Origin of the sequence: Pseudomonas sp. Tn43 (assembly GCF_014192635.1) — a bacterium.
Taxonomy (GTDB): Bacteria; Pseudomonadota; Gammaproteobacteria; order Pseudomonadales; family Pseudomonadaceae; genus Aquipseudomonas.
In genome coordinates, this window is record NZ_JACHYG010000002.1 from 685,609 (window position 1) to 704,540 (window position 18,932).

At 57.6% G+C, this 18,932-nt stretch carries 11 protein-coding genes; 4 read left to right on the top strand and 7 right to left on the bottom strand.

Annotated elements, in window-relative coordinates; translation table 11 throughout:
• The first annotated feature begins 3 nt into the window (after nucleotides 1-3).
• Entirely contained in the window at nucleotides 4-597 is a 594-nt protein-coding gene (locus FHW68_RS07450; RefSeq protein ID WP_143517841.1) for a hypothetical protein, read from the top strand.
• A gap of 89 nt (nucleotides 598-686) precedes the next feature.
• Here the strand turns inward: FHW68_RS07450 and FHW68_RS07455 are convergent, their stop codons facing one another.
• The 3 genes from FHW68_RS07455 to FHW68_RS07465 all read right to left on the bottom strand — a co-directional run bounded on the left by FHW68_RS07455 (nucleotide 687) and on the right by FHW68_RS07465 (nucleotide 3,932).
• Nucleotides 687-2,534 carry an amidohydrolase gene (locus FHW68_RS07455; protein ID WP_183679951.1) on the bottom strand — a complete coding sequence of 616 codons (1,848 nt, stop codon included), beginning with the start codon at nucleotides 2,532-2,534 and terminating at the stop codon, nucleotides 687-689.
• 304 nt (nucleotides 2,535-2,838) lie between these two features.
• Complete coding sequence (locus tag FHW68_RS07460; RefSeq protein ID WP_095631922.1) at nucleotides 2,839-3,156, bottom strand: SCP2 sterol-binding domain-containing protein; 318 nt, start codon at nucleotides 3,154-3,156, stop codon at nucleotides 2,839-2,841.
• 65 nt (nucleotides 3,157-3,221) lie between these two features.
• A complete protein-coding gene (locus FHW68_RS07465; RefSeq protein WP_183679634.1) occupies nucleotides 3,222-3,932 on the bottom strand; it encodes a histidine phosphatase family protein in 711 nt (236 codons plus the stop codon).
• Between the two features lie 202 nt (nucleotides 3,933-4,134).
• On the opposite strand from FHW68_RS07465, the gene sohB reads away from it, so the two are divergent.
• The gene (gene sohB, locus FHW68_RS07470) at nucleotides 4,135-5,157 is read left to right on the top strand and encodes a protease SohB (RefSeq protein ID WP_095631924.1); all 1,023 of its coding nucleotides are present in this window, start codon (nucleotides 4,135-4,137) and stop codon (nucleotides 5,155-5,157) included.
• A 73-nt stretch (nucleotides 5,158-5,230) separates the two neighbouring features.
• Here the strand turns inward: sohB and FHW68_RS07475 are convergent, their stop codons facing one another.
• The 3 genes from FHW68_RS07475 to FHW68_RS07485 all read right to left on the bottom strand — a co-directional run bounded on the left by FHW68_RS07475 (nucleotide 5,231) and on the right by FHW68_RS07485 (nucleotide 8,207).
• A complete protein-coding gene (locus FHW68_RS07475; protein WP_095631925.1) occupies nucleotides 5,231-5,725 on the bottom strand; it encodes a DUF934 domain-containing protein in 495 nt (164 codons plus the stop codon).
• Complete coding sequence (locus tag FHW68_RS07480; protein ID WP_095631926.1) at nucleotides 5,709-7,367, bottom strand: nitrite/sulfite reductase; 1,659 nt, start codon at nucleotides 7,365-7,367, stop codon at nucleotides 5,709-5,711. Before FHW68_RS07480 ends, FHW68_RS07475 begins: the two co-directional genes overlap by 17 nt.
• A 621-nt stretch (nucleotides 7,368-7,988) precedes the next feature.
• On the bottom strand, nucleotides 7,989-8,207 hold the full coding sequence (locus tag FHW68_RS07485) for a DUF2970 domain-containing protein (protein WP_095631927.1): 219 nt from the start codon (nucleotides 8,205-8,207) through the stop codon (nucleotides 7,989-7,991).
• Between the two features lie 161 nt (nucleotides 8,208-8,368).
• Here FHW68_RS07485 and FHW68_RS27490 point away from each other — a divergent pair, with 161 nt between their 5' ends.
• A complete protein-coding gene (locus FHW68_RS27490; protein WP_260296367.1) occupies nucleotides 8,369-9,199 on the top strand; it encodes a dermonecrotic toxin domain-containing protein in 831 nt (276 codons plus the stop codon).
• 5 nt (nucleotides 9,200-9,204) lie between these two features.
• Complete coding sequence (locus tag FHW68_RS07490) at nucleotides 9,205-15,045, top strand: NEL-type E3 ubiquitin ligase domain-containing protein (protein WP_260296368.1); 5,841 nt, start codon at nucleotides 9,205-9,207, stop codon at nucleotides 15,043-15,045.
• A 70-nt stretch (nucleotides 15,046-15,115) separates the two neighbouring features.
• Here FHW68_RS07490 and metH read toward each other — a convergent pair whose 3' ends face one another.
• The gene (gene metH / locus FHW68_RS07495) at nucleotides 15,116-18,826 is read right to left on the bottom strand and encodes a methionine synthase (RefSeq protein ID WP_183679637.1); all 3,711 of its coding nucleotides are present in this window, start codon (nucleotides 18,824-18,826) and stop codon (nucleotides 15,116-15,118) included.
• Between the last annotated feature and the right edge of the window lie 106 nt (nucleotides 18,827-18,932).

The following is an 18,932-nucleotide window of genomic DNA, read 5'->3' on the forward strand; positions in this document are numbered from 1 at the left end:
TGCATGAAGAAATTGAATGTTTTTTCCGTAATAGGCCTATGTGCGGTGGCGGTGCTTATTGGTCTTGATCTCGTTGGCAAGGAAGACGAAATGTCCTCAAAAGTGATGATGTATTACGGTATCTGGAGTCCTGACGACAATCGTTTCGATGCAACCCGTTGGTTTGATAGTGGAATGTATCGCCGTCGCATCTTGGGTACGCCTCCTGAAGCGAGTGTGGAAACCATGTTGCGCAACAAGCCCCTGCCGATTACCGAACGCATGAATGAAGACCTTGTCGCTATTGCGGGTGTAGCACTTGAGTATGATTTCCCTGAAGTGAACACAGACTCATTGATTAACCAGCCTCCAGCCCTCAGCCATCGAGTCCGCTACTGGATCAGTAAATTCGAAAAGCCTGACAAACCGGTCGATCTCTACCATCTGTTTCTCAAGCTGGATCAAAAACGTTTTGTGATCGCTTTCAGCCGAGACGCGCAGACGGGGGATTTGATCGATGACAACAGTGCAACACTGGTTTATGCGAATCAGGAGTCCGACGCTGAGTACGTTCGGATATTCAAGGAACTGGATGAAGCTGAACAGCGCCAGCGTTGATTGAGAGGGCGCCGAAGCTCATTGCCCCAGAGCTGTGAAAAAAACCACTGATTGAACAGGACGCCTTCACCGGCGCCCCAAAGCCCCAATCAAAACGCAAAACACGAACACCCGAACGCCCCCCAAAACCCTTGAAAGTCACTGACCGGTGCCGACGACAACCGCGCCCGCTCGTGGCTGTGGGCATGCACCGCGCACGCGCCCACGCATTGATGAACCTGAGCCGTCAGCGGCGCCAAGGGTTTCCAGTGCCCCGGTACATTCACCACCGGCGACCACTCAGGCACGACCGGGATAGGCGCAGGCCCCAGTTTTTCGAACTCGGCTGTGCCGTAGACGATCTTGCCGTCGACAATGGTCAGCACTGATTCGATCCATTTGATGGCTTCGTCTTCGATGTGGAAGTAATCCGCCGACAGCGCAATCAGGTCCGCCAGTTGTCCGACTTTGATCTGGCCTTTCTTGCCTTGTTCGGAAGAAAACCAGGCGCTGCCGTGGGTGAACAATTCCAGCGCCGTATCCCGACTCAAACCTTGCGGGTACAGCGCCAGCCCGCCGACTGTGCGGCCACTGACCAACCAGTACAGGGAAGTCCAGGGGTTGTAGCTGGAGACTCGCGTGGCATCGGTGCCGGCGCCCACCGGTACACCCTCGGCCAGCATGCGTGCGATCGGTGGTGTCGCTTCGGCCGCCTTCGCGCCGTAACGGTCGACAAAGTACTCGCCCTGGAACGCCATGCGGTCCTGGATGGCGATGCCGCCACCGAGCGCTTTGACCCGCTCAATGTTCCGTGGGCTGATGGTTTCGGCATGATCGAAGAACCATGGCAAACCGTCGAACGGAATATCCCGGTTGACCTTCTCGAACACGTCGAGCATGCGGCTGATGGATTCGTTGTAGGTGGCGTGCAGGCGGAAGGGCCAGCGCTGTTCCACCAGATGCCGCACCACCGGCTCCAGCTCCTGCTCCATGGTCTGCGGCAGGTCGGGGCGGGGTTCGAGGAAGTCTTCGAAATCGGCTGCCGAGAACACCAGCATTTCTCCGGCACCGTTGTGCCGCAGGAAGTCATCGCCCTGACCGTAATGGGAGGTGCTGGTCCAGTTTTTGAAATCGGTCAGCTCTTCCTTGGGTTTTTGGGTGAACAGGTTGTAGGCAATGCGCACCGTGAGCTGCTGGTCTTTGGCCAGTTGCTGGATGACTTGATAATCGTCCGGGTAATTCTGATAACCGCCGCCGGCATCGATGGCGCTGGTGACGCCCAGCCGATTGAGTTCACGCATGAACTGGCGGGTCGAGTTGACTTGATACTCCAGCGGTAATTTCGGTCCCTTGGCCAGGGTCGAGTAGAGAATCATCGCATTGGGCCGGGCGATCAGCATGCCGGTGGGCTCGCCATTGGCATCGCGCTGGATTTCGCCGCCCGGTGGGTTCGGCGTGTCGCGCGTGTAGCCGACCACTTTCAACGCCGCGCGATTGAGCAGGGCGCGATCATAAAGATGCAGAACGAACACCGGGGTGTCTGGCGCGGCCTTGTTCAATTCATCGATCGTCGGCAAGCGCTTCTCGGCAAACTGGAACTCGTTCCAGCCACCGACCACCCGCACCCATTGCGGCGTTGGTGTGCGATCGGCCTGATCCTTGAGCATGCGCAAGGCATCGGCCAGAGACGGTACGCCTTCCCAGCGCAGCTCGAGGTTGTAGTTCAGGCCGCCACGAATCAAGTGCAGGTGAGAGTCGTTGAGACCGGGAATCACCGTGCGGCCATGCAGGTCGATGATTTGGCTGCCGGGACCTTGCAGGGCCATGGCCTGGGCGTCGCTGCCGACCACCACGAAGCGCCCGTCCTTGATCGCGACGGCACTGGCCTGGGGTTTCTTGCGGTCAACGGTGTGCAGGCGTCCGTTGTACAAAATCAGGTCGGCTGGGGTATCGGGCATGGCTTTACTCCCTGCGAATATTGGGCTGACCCAGGCACCGACGGCACCTACCGAGAGGCCTTGCAGTACGCGGCGACGACTGAAGTCGTTGTGCTCGTCAGGTGGGCTCATGGCAGCGCTCTCCACAAAGTTCTTCACAAAGAAGCGGGGATCAACAGCCGATGTCTGACGCATGCGGCCAGAAGGAATATAGTCGGCAAATCCACAAATAGCCGTTTTCCGAGGGCGAAAACGACGAATCCCGCCACGAGGGGCGGGATTCATTTGCAGCCAGACATGCTCCCGAAAGACGGGAGCGGCGTGCTTAGGCCGGGAACAGCTCGGACAGTTTCATCGACAGCATCATGTCGCCTTCAACGCGTAGCTTGCCGCCCATGAAAGCCTGCATGCCGTCGGTTTCGCCGCTGACGATGCCTTTCATGGTTTCACTGTCCAGCACCAGCGTGCAGTTGGCGTCGGCGTTTTCGCCTTCCTGGATTTCGCAAGTACCGTCTTTGACGATCAATGCGTAGTGCTTGTCTTCGTCGGTGATGTTGAAACCGAATACCAGGTCCAGACCGGCAGCAGCGGCTGGGTTGAACTTGGCTTTCATTGCTTGTACGGCATCAGCTACGGAGGTCATGGTTCGATCCTTTCTTGGGTAATAAGAGCTGGGTGATTACAGCCAGGGTCACAAGTAGTCCGGACTCAGCGAAATGTGATGAGTTCCGGAGCCTTCAACAGTTGCAGGTGCGCATGACTGTTGAAGGAAGCCAGGGTCACCTCGCGACCACGAAACTTGAGTAGGTTGAGCGAGGTGTTGACGATTTGCCAGTTCAATTCAAAGGCCTGTTTTGCGGGCATTTGTGTAATGAGGTGGAGCAGGGCAGTGATAGTGCCGCCGGAGGTGAACACGGCGATTTTCTGGGTATTGTCCGCTTGTTCGAGCAATCGATGCAGACCGCTCTGTACGCGATCGACGAAGCCCAGCCAGCTTTCCAGTCCCGGTGTGTCGTAGGTGCCGGCAAGCCAGCGCTCAATGATCAAGGCAAAAATGCGTTGGAATTCAGCACGGTTTTGTGCGGCATTGCGCAGGATATCCAGCGCATGAGGCTCGTCTTCCAGCATCGCCGGCAGCAGGGCGCGGATCACTGCGTCGGCATCGAATTCATTGAAAGCGGAATCGATTTCCAGGACAGGCACCGGCATGCCGACGGCCGCGAACTGTTCCAGCGCACTGTTGGCGGTGTGTTGCTGGCGGCGCAGGTCGCCTGACAGGCAGCGATCGAAGCTGACACCGAGTTCGGCAAGGTGCTGACCGAGGACTTCTGCCTGGCGAATACCGGTCGGCGACAAGACGTCGTAGTCGTCTGCACCAAAGGAGGCCTGGCCATGTCGAATCAAGTAGATACTGCCCACGTCCGCGTCATCCCGGTACGTTGAAGGTTTGGCGAGGTTATGAGGATGGCGGTGAGCTGTCAATGAAAAAACATACGCTTGTTTGAAATGCCCGTTACAGGCCTGTTGCCAGAGGTTTCATGGCTGGTCGTAGGGGCGGCGGATGGGTATGCTGGAGCTATCCCGCGCGTGTTTAACCCGCGCATTGATTGAAGGAGTCCATGTGGAGCTTTTGTTCGAATACGCCATTTTTCTGGCCAAGACCGTGACGTTGGTGATCGCCATTCTGGTGGTCCTGGCCAGTTTTGCGGCGTTGCGCAGCAAAGGTCGGCGCAAGTCGGCCGGGCAGTTGCAAGTCAGCAAACTCAATGATTTCTACAAAGGGCTGCGTGAACGCCTGGAGGAAACCCTGCTCGACAAGGATCAGCTCAAGGCCTTGCGCAAATCCCAGGCTAAAACCGATAAAAAGCAAAAGAAAAAGCCCGAGGCCAAACCACGGGTGTTCGTGCTGGATTTCGATGGTGACATCAGGGCATCGGCCACTGAGAGTCTGCGCCACGAAATCACCGCGCTGCTGACCCTCGCCACGCCCAAGGATGAAGTGGTGCTGCGCCTGGAAAGCGGCGGCGGCATGGTTCATAGCTATGGCCTGGCGTCTTCGCAACTGGCGCGGATTCGTGAAGCCGGCGTGCCGTTGACCGTGTGCATCGACAAGGTCGCAGCCAGTGGCGGCTACATGATGGCGTGCATCGGCGAGAAGATTATCAGTGCGCCGTTCGCGATCCTCGGCTCGATCGGTGTTGTGGCACAGTTGCCCAACGTCAATCGCCTGTTGAAAAAACACGACATCGACTTCGAGGTACTGACGGCTGGCGAGTACAAGCGCACCCTGACGGTGTTTGGCGAAAACACCGAGAAGGGCCGGGAGAAATTCCAGGAAGACCTGGACATCACCCATCAGCTGTTCAAGAACTTCGTTTCCCGCTATCGCCCGCAATTGGCCATCGACGAAGTGGCCACCGGAGAAATCTGGCTGGGCATGGCGGCGCTCGACAAGCAACTGGTGGATGAACTCAAGACCAGTGATGAGTACCTTGCCGAACGCGCCAAGCAGTCCGAGCTCTATCACTTGCATTACGCCGAACGCAAAAGCCTGCAGGAGCGCATCGGTATCGCGGCCAGCGGTTCGATCGATCGCGTATTACTGAGTTGGTGGAGCCGATTGACCCAGCAACGCTTCTGGTAGTAATCGTTTACGCACGACACAAAAAAGCCCTGAACCGTATTGTCGATTCAGGGCTTTTTATTGGACGGCGTGTTTAGCGGCGACGGAACAGCGGCAGCGGTTCGTCGGTGGCGGCCTGATAGGTCACCGAGAAGTCCTTGAGACTTTCCAGGGCTTCGTACGGGTCTTTATCGGCGCGAATCGCAAACGCGTCAAAACCGCAGCGGTGCAGGTAGAACAACTGGTCGCGCAGCACATCGCCGATCGCCCGCAGTTCGCCTTTGAAACCATAACGGTCACGCAGCAAGCGAGCGTTGGAGTAGTTGCGCCCGTCGGTGAAGGCCGGAAAGTTCAAGGCGATCACCTGGAACTGATCCACGTCATCACCGATTTCCTCGGCTTCTTCATCGGCATCCAGCCACACACCCAGGCCGCCATCGCGGGCCTTGAGCATACGGCTGTGTTCGCGCCACAGTTGCAACGGGACGATCAGGTCGTCGCAGTTGCTGATCTCGTCGATGTTGAAATCTTTCGGCAGCAAGTGCCAGGTTTCGTCGACGACTTCGTTGTTCTTAATTATTCGCTGCATAGACGCGCTCCTTGAAGAGGTCGATGCCGATACGCTGATAGGTGTCGATGAAGCGTTCGTCTTCGGTACGTTGTTCGATGTACACGTCGATCAGCTTCTCGATCACGTCAGGCATGGCTTCCTGTGCGAAGGACGGGCCGAGGATCTTGCCCAGGCTTGCATCGCGACTGGCGCTGCCACCCAGGGAAACCTGGTAGAACTCTTCGCCTTTCTTGTCGACCCCGAGAATGCCGATGTGGCCGACGTGGTGGTGACCACAGGCGTTCATGCACCCAGAGATGTTCAGGTCCAGTTCGCCAATGTCGAACAGGTAGTCCAGGTCGTCGAAACGGCGCTGGATCGACTCGGCGATCGGGATCGACTTGGCGTTGGCCAGCGAGCAGAAATCACCGCCAGGGCAGCAAATGATGTCGGTCAGCAAGCCGATGTTCGGTGTGGCGAAACCTTGCTCGCGCAACTCGCTCCACAGGGAGAACAACTGGCTTTGCTCAACGTCAGCCAGAATGATGTTCTGCTCGTGGGAAGTGCGCAGTTGACCGAAGCTGTAACGGTCGGCGAAGTCGGCAACGGCATCGAGCTGCTTGTCAGTGATGTCGCCCGGCGCAACGCCAGTCGGCTTCAGCGACAGCGTCACGGCGACGTAACCCGGCTTTTTGTGCGCGAGGGTGTTGCGGACGCGCCAGCGGGCGAAGCCTGGATGCTGTTTGTCGAGCTCGGCCAGTTCGGCCGCTTGATCGTCCAGAGACTTGTAGTCCGGATCGACAAAGTGTTTGGCCACGCGATGCACTTCGGCCTCGGTCAGCGTGGTCTGGCCACCGCGAAGGTGTTCCATTTCCGCGTCGACTTTCTGCGCGAACACTTCAGGTGTCAGGGCCTTGACCAGAATCTTGATCCGCGCCTTGTATTTGTTGTCGCGACGGCCGTAGCGGTTGTAGACCCGCAGGATGGCATCGAGATAGCTCAGCAAGTCCTGCCATGGCAGGAACTCGTTGATGAAGGCGCCCACCACCGGTGTACGGCCCAGGCCGCCACCGACCAGCACACGGAAACCCAGTTCGCCCGCGGCGTTGTGCACGGGCTCAAGGCCGATGTCATGGACTTCAATGGCCGCCCGGTCAGACGTCGAACCGTTGATGGCAATTTTAAATTTACGCGGCAGGTAAGCGAATTCCGGGTGGAAGGTGGTCCACTGACGGACAATTTCGCACCATGGACGCGGGTCGATCAATTCGTCGGCCGCGACACCGGCGAACTGGTCGGTGGTGACGTTGCGCAGGCAATTGCCGCTGGTCTGGATCGCATGCATCTGCACGGTCGCCAGTTCAGCCAAAATGTCCGGGATGTCTTCCAGGGCCGGCCAGTTGAACTGCACGTTCTGCCGGGTACTGATGTGGGCGTAGCCCTTGTCATAGTCGCGGGCAATTTTGGCCATCATTCGCGTCTGGCGCGAAGTGAGCTGGCCATAAGGCACCGCCACCCGCAGCATCGGCGCGAAGCGCTGGATATAAAGGCCATTTTGCAGGCGCAGGGGGCGGAATTCTTCTTCGCTCAGCTCGCCTGCCAGATAGCGTCGGGTCTGATCACGGAACTGCTTGACGCGGTCCTCGATGATCCGCTGATCGTACTCGTCGTATACGTACATATAAGTCCTGTTCTCAGGCTTGGGCCGGTTTGGATATAGCTGCGTTTTCGCTGGCTTTCATCCGATACAGCCTCGGCAATTCTGCGCGCACGGCCGCGCACTCCCAACGGAGCCGTCGCAAGATACCAGTTTGCAGTTATGCGCAAAAGTGATGTTTGAGTATATGCAAAGAACCAAAACGACTAATGAAACTCACCAGGATAAAACCCACATTTGTGGTGCGGGCAATCATCGTCTTAACTGTGCTCGAGTCTTTATGCAATCACCGATAAAACCGACAAGAGGCGATGCAATGAGCAATCCAACCAAAGCAAGGAAAAGCGATAGCACGGTCGATGCTTGGGCGATTTTGTTCCTGATTATCCTGGTCGTGGGCACAGCGGTGTTCTGGGTCAGCCATCAATAAACGACCCCGTCCGGGGCCCGGCGCCCGACGATTGTCGGAGCAAGCCGGAATGATAAGGGCCGTTTTTATAGGGCTTCGCTGGCTATCGCGCGGTGAATTTCCGGGGCTCGGACGATTGAAGTTCTTCAAGCGTGTGCAACTGATCGGTCACGGGCCGACCGACGCCGCTACCCGTTCTGCTTGTAAGCCCCGGCGAACTGATCAAAAAAGCAGGTTCATACCCCCGCCAGATGCACTATCAGTTTCACGATGGCAAACAGCGTCAACGCGAATACCGCCGTGAACAGGATTCCCAGAATCACGAAATGACTGGGCTTGCCATGAGTGAAGTCCCGGGCCCGGTTCTTTCCGCTCTGCACCCCGAACGCCGCTGCCATGACACTGTGGAGCATCTGCCAGAAGCTCGGCGGCTTGTTGTCGACTGGATCGTCCATAAATCCCTCGTTTCCTGGTATGTCCTCAAAGCATAGTCAATCAGGGCGCGACCCGGATCGAAGTCGTTCGTAACAAAAATCATCGCTCACGCAATAACTATCTACCGCAAATGCCCTGTCCTGAAATGGTGTCCTGTCGCTTCATTTGTCAGGAGATACACATGTCCGCCACGCCTCCCTCTTCGTCCATAACGGCGAACACTGCGCTTGTACCGTTAAAGCCACAGAGAACCAGTATTCATAGCGAACTTCTTGAGCAGATGGCGCCTGAATGGCTGATTAATGCCACGCCAGCAAGACGTCATGCGATGAAACAGGCCGGCACGTTCTCGCCGGACTGGTATCAGCGCGCCTCTTCTACGCAACAACAGGCACTGAAAGAATGTTTCAACGCCAGTTTTACCTCACAGACCCACTTGGACAAGGCGATGTCCTCGCTTCAGGACATCGATACATTTGCTGAGCCGTTGTTGCGCAACGCACTGAAAGATCAATTCAGCGTAGATGTAGACGTCAGCAAAACCCTGTTGTGTCTGCGGCGCCCCCTGGAAATCAGCGATCTTGAAATTGAAGTAGCAGACTTCGAGGTCTTGAAACTTTCGCTGCTGCAGGCAGCGTTGCATAACTTCGAAGCGTCCGAATGTGAGGACGATGCTTTTCATAAAAAATCCGGCTTTCTGATAGAAACTTCGACACCCGGCATTTTTCAGCCTGTCACCGTTGGTGTGACGGTGAGGCAGTTCCTGATGCTCTGTCGCAATCTGGACATCGGGGCGAAGTATCAGACGTACGTGAAGGCATTTTTCCAGGCGGCGGAAACGACACTGCGCCAGCTATTCATGACCAGTCAGAAAGACGCGCTAAGGGCGGCTGCCGAGCTGGCCCTGCTGAAAAAGGATATCGAGCGCAAAGACTACGAAATGATCTTTCCGTCATTGATGGAAACATTCATCCCTGGCAGGGCAACAAACAAGTCTGGTTTCGTGACCTGAGTTTGATGAAGCGCCGGATGACAGGTTGCGTGGTGTTCGTTATCAGTGAGAAGTATCGCTACACCGATGAATTCATTGTTTACATTCCCCATGATCCGCAGCACCCGCTCAAGCGCTATTCCACTTCGCAGTTGCATGAAGTGTTCAAGCGCCAGTTCACGGCCGGGAACGCAACGCCGTCCGGTGGTGATGGCCCGACGGCCTACCAGCGATTCTTCAGCCAGTTCGTGGCCTATGCCGACCATCCTTACTACTTCAGCCAATTCACTCGAAAAGCCGCGGACGCTCCAGCGGATCCCTTTCATTCGGTCTGGCTGAAAGTTGTGCAGTTCTTTCCGCCGTTTTCTTCCATCGCCCGTATCAAAGAGTTGCCTCCCGAGCGACAGGGCAAGCGGGAGCCGGTCGAGGATCCTTACCTCAACCCGTTCGGCATCCTTCAAAAAGGCGGTGGCCTGTGGTCTGACAATACTCATCTGTGGACCTATCTCTATGAGCAAAGCTGTGAAAAGGTCATTGCCGATGCACGCAGCCATGCAGTTCCCACTGCCGATGTCGATGCCAAAGTGCGCGCGCAAAAGATCAGTCATCTCCTGGAAGTCGGCATGCTGGCATTGAACATGGTGTCGATGTTCGTACCGGTGTTGGGCGAGGTCATGATGACGGTGATGGCGGGTCAATTGTTGTACGAAACTTTTGAGGGCGCGATCGAATGGAGTGAGGGCGACCGGGAAGCCGCCAAAGCGCACCTGATCGATGTGGCGCAAAACCTGGCGATGATTGGCGTGATGGCCGGCGTGGGCAAAGGGCTAGGCAAGCTGATGACGGTGGAGCCCGAACCGGTGATCGAGCGCCTGGAGCCGATCAAGCGAGCCGATGGCCAGGCCCGCTTATGGAAGCCGGATCTGAGCGGCTATGAAAGCGACATTGCGCCAGGCAGCCACTTCACCCCTGATGTGCTGGGGCAACACCGGGTAAACGGCAAGACCTATATCCGCCAGGCGGGCAAGGTCTATGAAACGACCTACGATGAGCCGCTGAAAAAATGGCGCGTCCAGCACCCGGCCGACGCCGATGCCTATCAGCCAATACTCGAGCACAACGGCCACGGTGCCTGGCGCCATACCCTGGAACGTCCGCTCGAATGGGATCGCCTGACGCTGCTGCGGCGCATGGGCCATGTGACTGAGGCGCTGAGCGATGAGCAACTGCTCAAGATCGCCGACGCCGTGGGCGTCAATGACAACGCCTTGCGCAAAATGCACCTGGATCATTTGCCGCCACCGCCTGAACTGGCTGACGCTTTGCGATTGTTCACGGCTGATCATGGGGCGGCGCAAATCAGTGAGCAGATCAGCGGCGAACTATTTACCGGGATGTTGCAACGAGCTTGCCCCGGGCTTAGTGAGTCCGCAGCGCAGAGGGTCCTGCTGGATGCCAATGCCGAAGAGCTGGCACGCCTGGAAACAACGCGGCGAATTCCGTTGAAAATGCTCGAGGAGGCTCGTTGGTATGCGCAACAGGGGCGAGTGAGTCAGGCTTTTGCCGGTTTGCATCTGCCGCGCATGGCATCGGCTGACAGCCAATGGCTCGCGCTGCATACGCTGGAAAAACTGCCGGGCTGGTCCGACCAGGTACGCCTGGAGATACGCGAGGGCCACGTCAACGGGCCCCTGATCGATGGCATTGGCAGCGAGTCCGCCGCAAGCCGCGCCTATGTCGTCAAGAACGGGCCGGTCTATCAGGCGTTTGATGAGCGGGGAGCTGCACTCAATGACATGCCCTCGAGCGGCGACAACTTTTTCGCCTCAATCATGCACGCGTTGCCTGATGAGTCGCGCCAGGCATTGGGCGTTCCGCGTGTCAGCCAAAGTGCCGATCTGCAGAGCGCGGTTATCGACTCGGCAACCAGGCATCGCGTTGAACTGGCGCAACGGCTGGAGAAACGAAACGGCAGGAACAAAGTGTTCAAACCACCCATACGCGTCAATGACCGCCTGGTGGGTTACTACGCCAGTGGGCGCGGACCGGGTGTCAATCCTCTGCTGGTGACTCGCGTGCGTGATGTCTATCCGGTGCTCACCGATCGGCAAGCCAACGGATTTATCCTTCGGCAGTTGCGGGCAGGAAAAACCGACGCACAGATTTATGACCTGTTGCAGGCGCGTCGGCATGAATGGGAGGCGCTTGTGTCAACCCTCGATCAATGGGTTGGAGAATCGACCGGCGACGCTTTGCTACGGTCAATGTTGGGGGGCAGGGCGAGCGTTGCGCGAAATATCAAGGAATGCTGGCGTTACTCGCCATTGGCCGAGGGCAGCGTGCACTTCAGTTCGCTTGATTTGATTTGTGATGATCCGCTTCCATCACTGTCGGCGGACTTTTCTCACGTGCGGGATTTGCATGTGCGAGGACGGTGTGTCACGGATGCCAATATCGATGCACTGCTGGGACGTTTCCCCAAGCTGAAAAACCTCAGGATCAATGCGACAGGAAATGAGTTCAGTAATGTTCCCCAGGCATTGAGCGGGATGCAGGAGCTCACTGGCCTGAGCCTGTATTCAGCCGCGCCCTATGCAGCCGATATGCCCTCAAGGCTGAGCACGTTGACCACGCTTGAGGAGCTCAGTATTTATTCTTCGGGTTACACACCCATGGTTCTGGACGTCAGCCGTTTACGCAATCTACACAAACTGGAGGTCATTGCGCCTTCGTTGTACCAATGGCCCGCCGGTGTTCTTGAATTACCTCACCTTGAACGCCTTAACCTCAAAGGCACGGGCATCAGGACATTGCCTGACGCCATGTTCGAGGCACATGAACGACTGTGGTCCGGGTTGTCGCTGGACTGGTCGAACTTTCCCCGGGACAACTTCAAACCGGCCTATGAATATGTGAAACAACACCCTGAGCACCTTATCGATCTGGAGGAAATGGTCAGCGATTACTGCAAGGGTGAGCTCAGCCGTCTAGGCGAAGGCGGGCGCGAGTCTTCCAGCGCCATGTTCAACAGGTTTGTCGAACAATGGCACGGAGCCCAGTCGAGGTTCGAGGCCGTGGACGCCCTGAGCGAGGAATATGGCGTGCTTGATCGGCAACTCAATGGATGGACCGGGCGTGCGATGCAGAGGCAACTGGACGTTGCCGAGGTGATCAAGCGATCAATGGCGTCGGTTTCCATTAGAGCCTGTTGGCGTAACGGCGTATTCGAACGCTACGGTTCGACGGCCGATGCCTCGGTGCTTGATCTCTCGAATTTGCAGGCGCAAGAGCTCCCCGAGCTGCCCGGCGGAGCGTTCTCACACGTTCAGACGTTGTACATGAAAGGCGTGCAAGCGACTACCGAGCAAGTGCGCGACTTTGTTCGCGGGTTTACCGAGCTTCAGACCCTCGATCTGAGTGCCAGCGGTTTAACCGAAATTCCCATTGCACCTGGTGATCTTGCGAAGTTGAAACGTCTGAATCTTTCCGGTAACCGAATTGTGGTCGAGCCTGCCGTTCAGCAATGTATTGATCAGTTGCAGTCCCTCGAATACCTGGACTTGAGCCATAACCCGCTGAACGTTCTGGATGTTAGTGCCATGAGTCGCCTCAAGGCGTTGAATCTGGGGGCGACGGATCTGCATGAGTGGCCCACCGGGGCACACAGTCTGCCGGAACTGACCTGGCTGGATTTGCGTGACAGCCAAATATCTTCGTTGCCGGAAGCGGTGCTTGAAGATGAAATGCTGATCAAAACCCATCTGACCGGAACCCCGTTGACCCCGCAAGCTCAAGCCGCGCTTGAAGCGGCCTGGCAGCGATTGGAAATTGCCAAAGGCCTGCCCGCCGGTGCACTGGGCAGGTTCGCCCAGGAGGCGGTGCCGACAACCTTCCCGCCGGCAGAAAGCGGCTTTTCGCTTGCTCGCCATTTGCTGGCGCTGCCACCAGCCCCGGTAGGTGAAGGCGCTGCGCAGTTTGCCAAACGCTTGCAACGGCTGAATCCGGCGCTGGCCGATGATCAAGCCTGGCAAGCGATTGAATTGCTGCGCAGGCGCGGGGCAACGGATATTCAGATCAGCGAACGGATGGCGGCATGGGATCAGACTTTTGAAACGCTGACGCGTGAATTGAATGGTTGGCTATATACCCGTGAATCCCGTGGTGCTGACTGGAGAGTGTCATCCGATACTCGCAGGCTGGCGGCTTTGCGAATCCTGCAGAGCTGGCGCGAAGGCCTGATCGTCGAGGACGGTGAAGCGAGCCATGAGTTGAACCTCAATGGCCTGCAACTGGGGGATCTTCCCGAACTGCCGGCCGTATTCGCCCATGTGAGCTCCTTGAACCTGACTGGCGTTCGGCTTTCCGCCCAGGGCAGTGACGGGTTTCTGAAGGCGTTTACCCACGTCAAGACGCTCAAGCTCAATGGCAACGAGCTGCAGGCAGTGCCCGAGCCGATTCAGCACATGGTTCAGCTTGAGCGACTGGAGTTGTCCGAAAACCGGTTGGATGACCCGGGGCACTTGTATGCATCGTTGAGCCATCTTGAGCATTTGAAATGGCTGGATCTGAGCTACAACAAACTGGAAAGCTTTGATGTCGGCGTTTTTGAACGACTTGTGACGCTCGATTTGCGCAACAACAATCTGACCGAGTGGCCGCAAGGTGTGCTCGATTCCAGCGCTCTGGAAACCCTGAACCTGAGTGGTAACGACATCACCTCGATTCCTTCGCAGGCCCTGGATGGCAGCCATGATGCATTGATGTCCGGCACAGACCTGAGGGACAACTACAATTTGTCGCTTGAGAGTCTTGAGCGACTCAGGGTGTACCGCGACACCGGTGATCGCGGCATCATTCTGGGGCTTTCGCGCTCTGAGCTTGATGACTGGATTGCCGATGCTACCGGCGATGGTTGGAGTGACAGTGCAAGTGAAAGCGTCGAGTCTGATGAAATTCTCCCTGATGTGACGCCTGACACCGCACAACAAGCGCCATGGCTGGCCAATGTGCCTCCCGATGAACTGGCCACCAAAAATCAGATCTGGAATCAATTGACGGCAGAGCCGGACAACGGTGCATTCTTTCATTTGTTGTCGCGGTTGCAGGACACGCGCGAGTTCAGTGTGGCCAATGCCGACCTGACACGACGGGTATGGACTGTTATGGAAGCCGCCGCCAGCAATACCGAACTCAGGGAGACAGTGTTCGCCAGTTCGAACACGCATGGCACCTGTGTCGACGGTCGAATCCTTACTTTCAGTGGGCTGGAAAGCAAAGTGTTCATACACAATGCCTTGCTCGATATTCCTGGCGGGCCTGCGGGGGCAAAGGGCGAAGCGTTGTTGAAGTTATCCAGGCGGCTGTTCCGGCTGGACAAGGTCGACGATCTGGCGACGAAAGCTGCCGCCCGTACGGGTCACGATGAGGCAGAAGTGCGCCTGGGTTATCGAATTGGCCTGACTCGGGGCTGGAGCGACGGCCTGGACCTGCCGGGGCAACCGAAACATATGACGTATGCCTCGGGAGTGACGCCCGGGCAATTGGCTCAGGCTCGTACCGAGGTGATGAATGCAGAGCAGGGCGATGGTTTTTTTGAAGACCTGATCCAGCGTGACTACTGGGTGGACTACCTCAAGGAGAAATATCCCGAAGCGTTCAGAGCATTCGATGAGGCGGATACTGCGCAGGAAGTTGATGATGCGGCTGACGATCCCGCGTTCATCGACAAGCTTTTTGATCTTGCGGCTGCGCGCAACGGGAAAATGATCGAACTGTCCCGAAAAGAAGTCAGGGAGATTGAAGCGGCTGCCAGCAGTGCAGGGCAATCGGGTATATCGAAGAGTCTGACCGGGGTATCAAACCTTTAAAACATGACGGCTGATCAGGCCTCCGACGCCGGTTTATCCGACGTGGGGGCCTGATCATGCTTACCGTCGCTTAGTTGTCATAGCCGAGGTTAGGCGCCAGCCAACGCTCGGTCACGCTCAACTCCTGGCCTTTGCGCGAGGTGTAGCTCTGCACCTGATCCTTGTCGATCTTGCCCACGGCAAAATACTGCGCCTGTGGGTGAGCGAAGTACCAGCCGCTGACCGCTGCCGCCGGGAACATGGCGTAGTGCTCAGTGAGAAACACGCCGCTGCGTCCGGCCTTGAGTTCTTCCGCCTCCGGGTCCAGCAGTTTGAACAGCGTGGCTTTCTCGGTGTGATCCGGGCAAGCCGGGTAGCCCGGAGCAGGGCGGATGCCGGTGTATTGCTCTTTGATCAGCGCCTCGTTGTCCAGCGACTCGTCCTTGGCGTAGCCCCAGTAGTCTTTACGCACCTGTTGGTGCAGCCACTCGGCACAGGCCTCGGCCAGGCGGTCGGCCAACGCCTTGACCATGATCGAGTTGTAGTCGTCGCCCGCATCCTGATAGGCCTTGGCCACTTCTTCGGCGCCGATCCCGGCGGTGGTGATGAAGCCTCCCACGTAGTCGGTCACGCCGCTGTCTTTGGGCGCCACGAAGTCGGCCAGGGAGAAGTTCGGTTTGCCGTCAGTCTTGATGATCTGCTGGCGCAAGTGATGCAGCTTGGCCAACGGCTTGCCGTCATCGCCGTAGACCTCGATGTCATCGTCACGCACCTGATTGGCCGGCCAGAAGCCGAACACCGCACGGGCGCTGATGAGTTTCTCGTCGATCAGCTTGGCGAGCATTTCCCGGGCATCGGCATACAGCGCGGTGGCGGCTTCACCGACCACTTCGTCGTTGAGGATGCGCGGAAACTTCCCGGCCAGGTCCCAAGAGATGAAGAACGGCGTCCAGTCGATGTATTCGGCCAGAACGTTAAGGTCGATGTTGTCCAGCACCTTGGCACCGGTGAACGTCGGTTTGACCGGTGTGTAGCTGCCCCAGTCGAATTGTGGCTTCTTGGCGATCGCTGCCGGGTAACTCAGGCGTTCGGTACGGGCGCTGCGATTGGCGGTGCGCTCACGAACGTCGATGTATTCCAGGCGGGTCTTCTCGACGAAACCGGCCTTCAGCTCTTTGGACAGCAATTGCGTCGCCACGCCCACGGCGCGGGATGCGTCGGTGACGTAGATCACCGCGTCGTTGCTGTACTTGGGCTCGATCTTCACCGCCGTGTGCGCCTTGGAAGTCGTCGCGCCACCGATCATCAAGGGCAGATGGAAGTCCTGACGCTGCATCTCGCGGGCCACGTGAACCATTTCGTCCAGCGAAGGCGTAATCAAGCCGGACAGACCGATGATGTCGCATTTCTGTTCTTTGGCGACTTGCAGGATCTTCTCCGCCGGCACCATCACGCCAAGGTCGACGATGTCATAGCCGTTACAGCCCAGCACCACGCCGACGATGTTCTTGCCGATGTCGTGTACGTCGCCTTTGACCGTAGCCATGAGGATCTTGCCCTTGGCTTCCGGTTTGTCGCCTTTTTCCAGTTCGATGAACGGGATCAAGTGGGCCACGGCCTGCTTCATCACCCGGGCGGATTTCACCACTTGTGGCAGGAACATTTTACCGGCGCCGAACAGGTCGCCGACGATGTTCATGCCGGACATCAGCGGGCCTTCGATCACTTCGATCGGGCGCGCAAAGGACTGACGCGACTCTTCGGTGTCTTCGACGATGTGGGTGGTGATGCCCTTGACCAGCGCATGCTCCAGACGCTTGTTGACGTCCCAGTTGCGCCACTCTTCGGTCTCGGCTTCCTTGACGCTGCCGTCGCCCTTGTACTTGTCGGCGATGGCGAGGAGGGCGTCGGTGCCTTCCGGGGTGCGGTTGAGGATCACATCTTCGACGGCATCGCGCAGTTCGGCAGGGATCTGGTCGTAGATCTCCAGTTGGCCGGCGTTGACGATACCCATGGTCAGGCCGTTACGGATCGCATACAGCAAGAACACCGAGTGAATTGCCTCACGCACCGGGTTGTTGCCACGGAACGAGAACGACACGTTCGACACGCCGCCGGAGGTCAGCGCATACGGCAGTTCGTCACGGATATAGGCGCAGGCATTGATGAAGTCCACCGCGTAGTTGTTGTGTTCTTCGATGCCAGTGGCCACGGCGAAGATGTTCGGGTCGAAGATGATGTCTTCCGGCGGGAAGCCGACTTCGTTGACCAGAATGTCGTAGGAGCGTTTGCAGATTTCTTTCTTGCGCGCTTCGGTGTCGGCCTGACCGGCTTCGTCGAAGGCCATCACCACCACGGCGGCGCCATAGCGCTTGCACAGTCTGGCGTGATGAATGAACTGCTCGACGCCTTCCTTCATGCTGATCGAGTTGACGATGCCCTTGCCCTGGATGCACTTGAGGCCGGCTTCGATCACTTCCCACTTGGAGGAGTCGATCATGATCGGCACGCGGGAGATGTCCGGTTCACCGGCGATCAGGTTGAGGAAGGTCACCATGGCCTTCTTCGAGTCCAGCATCCCTTCATCCATGTTGATGTCGATTACCTGGGCACCGGCTTCGACCTGCTGCAGGGCGACTTCCAGGGCTTCGGTGTAGTTGTCTTCACGGATCAGACGGGCGAATTTGGCGGAACCGGTGATGTTGGTCCGCTCGCCGACGTTGACGAACAGCGAGCTGCGATCAATGGTGAACGGCTCCAGGCCCGACAGGCGGCAAGCCTTGGGAATGTCCGGAATCTCACGCGGCGCATAACCGGCCACCGCGTTGGCGATGGCTTCGATGTGGCCCGGCGTGGTGCCGCAGCAACCGCCGACGATGTTCAGAAAGCCGCTTTGGGCGAACTCTTCGATGACCTTGGCGGTTTGCGCCGGCAGTTCGTCGTACTCGCCGAATTCGTTGGGCAGGCCGGCGTTCGGGTGTGCGGAAACGTGGGTGTTGGCCTTGTTCGACAGTTCTTCTAGGTACGGGCGCAGTTCACTGGCGCCCAGGGCGCAGTTCAGGCCAACGGAGATCGGCTTGGCGTGAGCCACCGAGTTCCAGAACGCTTCGGTCGTCTGGCCGGAGAGGGTGCGGCCGGAGGCATCGGTGATGGTGCCGGAGATCATGATCGGCAACTCGACGCCCAGTTCTTCGAACACGCCTTGCACGGCGAAAATCGCCGCTTTGGCGTTGAGGGTATCGAAGATGGTTTCGATCAGGATCAGGTCGGCGCCGCCTTCGATCAGGCCTTTGGTGGCCTCGGTGTAGTTTTCCACCAGCTCATCGAAGGTCACGTTGCGGTAGCCGGGGTTGTTGACGTCGGGCGACAGCGAGCAGGTGCGGCTGGTCGGGCCGAGCACGCCTGCAACGAAGCGAGGCTTGTCCGGGTTCTCGAGAGTTTTCGCATCGGCAATCTTGCGGGCCAGGCGAGCGCCTTCTACGTTCAATTCGTAGGCGAGTTCTTCCATGCCGTAATCGGCCATGGAAATCCGGGTGGCGTTGAAAGTGTTGGTTTCCAGGATGTCGGCGCCAGCGTCCAGATAGGCCTTCTCGATGCCGCCAATCACGTCAGGACGTGTCAGCACCAACAAGTCGTTGTTGCCTTTGACATCGCTCGGCCAGTCGGCGAAGCGTTTGCCACGGTAATCCTGCTCCTCGAGCTTGTAGCTCTGGATCATCGTACCCATGCCGCCATCGAGAATCAGGATGCGCTCTTTGAGGGCGTGCTTGAGAGCTTGAAGGCGAACGCTGCGATCGGACATTTGGACTACTCGGTAAGGCCATGACGAAGGGCCGGAATGATAACAAACCTGTGCGCTTTTGGAGCATGTGCGGGTTTTGCATGAATATCGTTCATGTTGGTGCGCA

What these genes read in the sequence shown, in the direction of transcription:
- FHW68_RS07450 (WP_143517841.1), top strand. Translation starts at nt 4, where the DNA reads ATGAAGAAATTGAATGTTTTTTCCGTAATAGGCCTATGTGCGGTGGCG.
- FHW68_RS07455 (WP_183679951.1), bottom strand. Translation starts at nt 2,534, where the DNA reads ATGCCCGATACCCCAGCCGACCTGATTTTGTACAACGGACGCCTGCAC.
- FHW68_RS07460 (WP_095631922.1), bottom strand. Translation starts at nt 3,156, where the DNA reads ATGACCTCCGTAGCTGATGCCGTACAAGCAATGAAAGCCAAGTTCAAC.
- FHW68_RS07475 (WP_095631925.1), bottom strand. Translation starts at nt 5,725, where the DNA reads ATGCAGCGAATAATTAAGAACAACGAAGTCGTCGACGAAACCTGGCAC.
- FHW68_RS07480 (WP_095631926.1), bottom strand. Translation starts at nt 7,367, where the DNA reads ATGTACGTATACGACGAGTACGATCAGCGGATCATCGAGGACCGCGTC.
- FHW68_RS07485 (WP_095631927.1), bottom strand. Translation starts at nt 8,207, where the DNA reads ATGGACGATCCAGTCGACAACAAGCCGCCGAGCTTCTGGCAGATGCTC.
- FHW68_RS27490 (WP_260296367.1), top strand. Translation starts at nt 8,369, where the DNA reads ATGTCCGCCACGCCTCCCTCTTCGTCCATAACGGCGAACACTGCGCTT.
- FHW68_RS07490 (WP_260296368.1), top strand. Translation starts at nt 9,205, where the DNA reads ATGAAGCGCCGGATGACAGGTTGCGTGGTGTTCGTTATCAGTGAGAAG.
- metH (WP_183679637.1), bottom strand. Translation starts at nt 18,826, where the DNA reads ATGTCCGATCGCAGCGTTCGCCTTCAAGCTCTCAAGCACGCCCTCAAA.